This window comes from Nonomuraea sp. NPDC001684, assembly GCF_053596515.1.
In genome coordinates this window covers 1-2872 of record NZ_JBSFGJ010000736.1, presented here as the reverse complement: position 1 = coordinate 2872, position 2872 = coordinate 1, and the positions used below count along the sequence as shown (strand labels likewise).

At 71.1% G+C, this 2872-nt stretch carries 4 protein-coding genes; 3 read left to right on the top strand and 1 reads right to left on the bottom strand.

The annotated features are described in order from the left end of the window. The 3 genes from ACWCSD_RS50925 to ACWCSD_RS50915 form a co-directional block, all read left to right on the top strand. On the top strand, nt 1-621 hold a 621-nt coding region (locus tag ACWCSD_RS50925; protein ID WP_449926824.1), incomplete at its 5' end, for an acetylxylan esterase. A 56-nt stretch (nt 622-677) separates the two neighbouring features. Next, entirely contained in the window at nt 678-1406 is a 729-nt protein-coding gene (locus ACWCSD_RS50920) for a GntR family transcriptional regulator (protein ID WP_449926821.1), read from the top strand. Nucleotides 1407-1476: 70 nt separating this feature from the next. Further along, the gene (locus tag ACWCSD_RS50915; protein WP_449926818.1) at nt 1477-2322 is read left to right on the top strand and encodes an SAM-dependent methyltransferase; all 846 of its coding nucleotides are present in this window, start codon (nt 1477-1479) and stop codon (nt 2320-2322) included. Here ACWCSD_RS50915 and ACWCSD_RS50910 read toward each other — a convergent pair. Next, nucleotides 2312-2872, bottom strand: a 561-nt coding sequence (locus ACWCSD_RS50910) for a lipid II flippase MurJ (RefSeq protein ID WP_449926814.1), incomplete at its 5' end; no start/stop codon positions are given. The two genes, ACWCSD_RS50915 and ACWCSD_RS50910, sit on opposite strands and share 11 nt — an antisense overlap.

Here is a 2872-nt window from a genome sequence, read left to right as displayed (position 1 = left end):
GACCCCGATCCCGCGACCGGCGACGTCGCGGCCCCCGGTTTCCTGACCCGCGGCGTGCTCGACCCCGAGCGGTACTACTACCGCCGCCTGTACACCGACGCCGTGCGGGCCGTCGCGGCGGTGCGCACGCATCCGGAGGTGGACGCGTCCAGGATCGCGGTGACCGGGACCAGCCAGGGCGGCGGGATCGCCCTGGCCGTGGCCGGGCTCGTCCCCGACCTCGTGGCCGTCATGCCGGACGTGCCGTTCCTGTGCCACTTCGGGCGGGCGACGACCTTCACCGACCAGCCGCCGTACGTGGAGTTCACCCGGTTCGTGAAGCTACACCGGGAACACGCCGAGACGGCGATGCGCACCCTGTCGTACTTCGACGGCGCGACGCTCGCCCGCCGGGCCAACGCGCCGACGCTCTTCTCCGTCGGCCTCATGGACCGCATCTGCCCGCCCTCGACGGTGTACGCGGCCTTCAACCACTACGGCGCGCTCCACGACCTGCCCGAGGCGCGCAAGCGGATCAGCGTCTACCCGTTCAACGACCACGAGGGCGGCGGCCCGGCGCACGAGGCCGTCAAGCTCGCCTGGCTGGCGGACCGGCTGCAATCGATACCTGCTAACCGATGATCGCGTATCATGACAGCGGGGATCGGGGACGCGCGAGATCGCATGATGAGGACTTCATGGCATCGACACGGCAAGCCAACAGTGACTTCGCCTCCAGACTGGCCACGAGCAAAGACTCGGTCCGTCCCACCTTGATCTCCGATCGGGTGTACGAGCTGCTCCGCCAGGCCATCGTCGAGGGCGACCTCGCGCCGAACGAGCGCGTGGTGGAGTCGGAGATCGCACGCCGTCTGGGCGTGAGTCAAGCGCCGGTTCGCGAGGCCGTCAAGCAGCTGGCCCGCGAGGGGCTGCTCGTGCACGTGCCGCGCCGCGGCAACTTCGTCGTCGAGATCTCCACCGAGCACGCCGAGTACGCCCGCCAGGTGCGCGAGCCGCTCGAACGCCTCGCCGCCCAGCTCGCCGCCGGGCACGTCACCGACGACCAGCTCCGCGAGCTGGAGGAGCTGGTCGAGCAGATGCACCAGGCCGTGGCGATGAACGACGTCGGCAGGTTCCGCGACATCGACATCGCCTTCCACACCAGGGTCAGCCAGATCGCGGGGAACCCGTTCCTGACCCGGATGTGGGAGGTCCTCGAACCGAGCCTGCGCGCGCTGCGCGCCATCGCCGACCCGCTCTTCGACGGCGACTGGCACGCGATGGCCGACGAGCACGGCCGCCTGGTCTCGCTGCTGCGCGACGGCGACCCCGCCAAGGCGGCCGAGGCGTTCGCCGACCATTCCGCGGGCCGCTCCCCCGTCCCCGACCGCCGCGCCCGCAGGAAGAGCAAGCCCTCTACTGGCTGAGTCCAGGATGTTGTTGTTCCAGGTGGGAATCGCCGGATTCCACCCCCTGAATCCCGCTAACGTGGGGCACATGGCAGTTGATCAACACGGAGGTGCGGGGGTGGCCGGCGACAGGCGGGCGGGGGTCGATCTCAGGACGAACGTGCCGCACTCGGCGCGGGTCTACGACTACCTCCTGGGGGGCAAGGACAACTTCGCGGCCGACCGCACGGCGGCCGAGGAGGTCATCAAGATCGCCCCCTACATGCCGACGTCCGTACGCGCCAACCGCGACTTCATGGTCAGGGTGACCCGCCACCTGGCGGCCGAGCGCGGCGTCGACCAGTTCATCGACATCGGCACCGGGCTGCCCACCTCGCCCAACCTGCACGAGGTGGCCCAGCAGGCCGACCCCGCCGCCCGGGTCGTCTACGTGGACAACGATCCGCTCGTCCTCGTCCACGCCCGCGCCCTGCTCACCAGCAGCCCGGAGGGCAGAACCCGCTACATCCAGGCCGACCTGAACGACCCGGACGCCATCATCGGCTCGGCCGAGGTCCGCGACACCTTCGACTTCACCCGTCCCGTCGCGCTGTGCCTGATCGCCGTGGTGCACTTCGTCCCCGACGACTCCGACGTGCGCTCGATCATCGAGCACCTGATGAAGCCGCTGCCGCCGGGCAGCTTCCTGGCCCTGTCCACCATCACGCTGGACAGCGCGCCGAGCCGGCTGGTGAGCGAGGCCGTCGCCCAGTACAACCGGCGCGGCATCATGTCCAAGGCCCGTACCAGGGCGCAGATCGAGGAGTTCTTCACCGGGTTCGAGCTCATCGAGCCGGGTGTGGTGCCGGTGCACCGGTGGCGGCCCGACGAACGGGCGCTGCTCGTGGAGGACTCCATGGTCTCGATGTACGGCGGCCTCGCCGTCAAGACCTGACCGGCCACCGGAGGGCGGCGGTGAGGGCTCTGAACTCGGTGATGCGCAAGGCCCGCGCGGCCAGGCCGTAGAGGGCGGCGCCGATCGCGGCCGCGGTGCAGAGGGTGACGAGCGAGCCGGTCCAGTCCGTCCCGAGCCTGGCGCCGAGGACGCGGTTGACGACGGCCGCGGCCAGACCCGCGACGATCGCCGCGGCGAGCATCCGGGTGTGGGTGCCGAGAAGGCGGTGTCCGTCGACTCTGCCGATCCGGCGGCGCAGCATCTGGGCCGTGAGGAGCATCCCCGCGGTGTAGGCGACGGCGGAGCAGGCGGCGAGGGCGATGACCACGTTCGGTCCGGGCGCGAGTCGCGCGGCGGTCAGGCCGGCGGCGACGGTGACGGCGGAGACGCCGACGCTCAGCAGAGCCGGGGTGCGGGTGTCGCCGAGCGCGTAGAAGACCCGCACCATGATCTGGTAGCCGGCGAACGGGACGAGGGCGAGGCCGTGGACGGCGAGCACCGAGCCGGTGAGGCGGGCGGCGGCGGGCGAGGCGTTGCCGTGGGCGAACAG

What these genes read in the sequence shown, in the direction of transcription:
- ACWCSD_RS50920 (WP_449926821.1), top strand. Translation starts at nt 678, where the DNA reads ATGGCATCGACACGGCAAGCCAACAGTGACTTCGCCTCCAGACTGGCC.
- ACWCSD_RS50915 (WP_449926818.1), top strand. Translation starts at nt 1,477, where the DNA reads ATGGCAGTTGATCAACACGGAGGTGCGGGGGTGGCCGGCGACAGGCGG.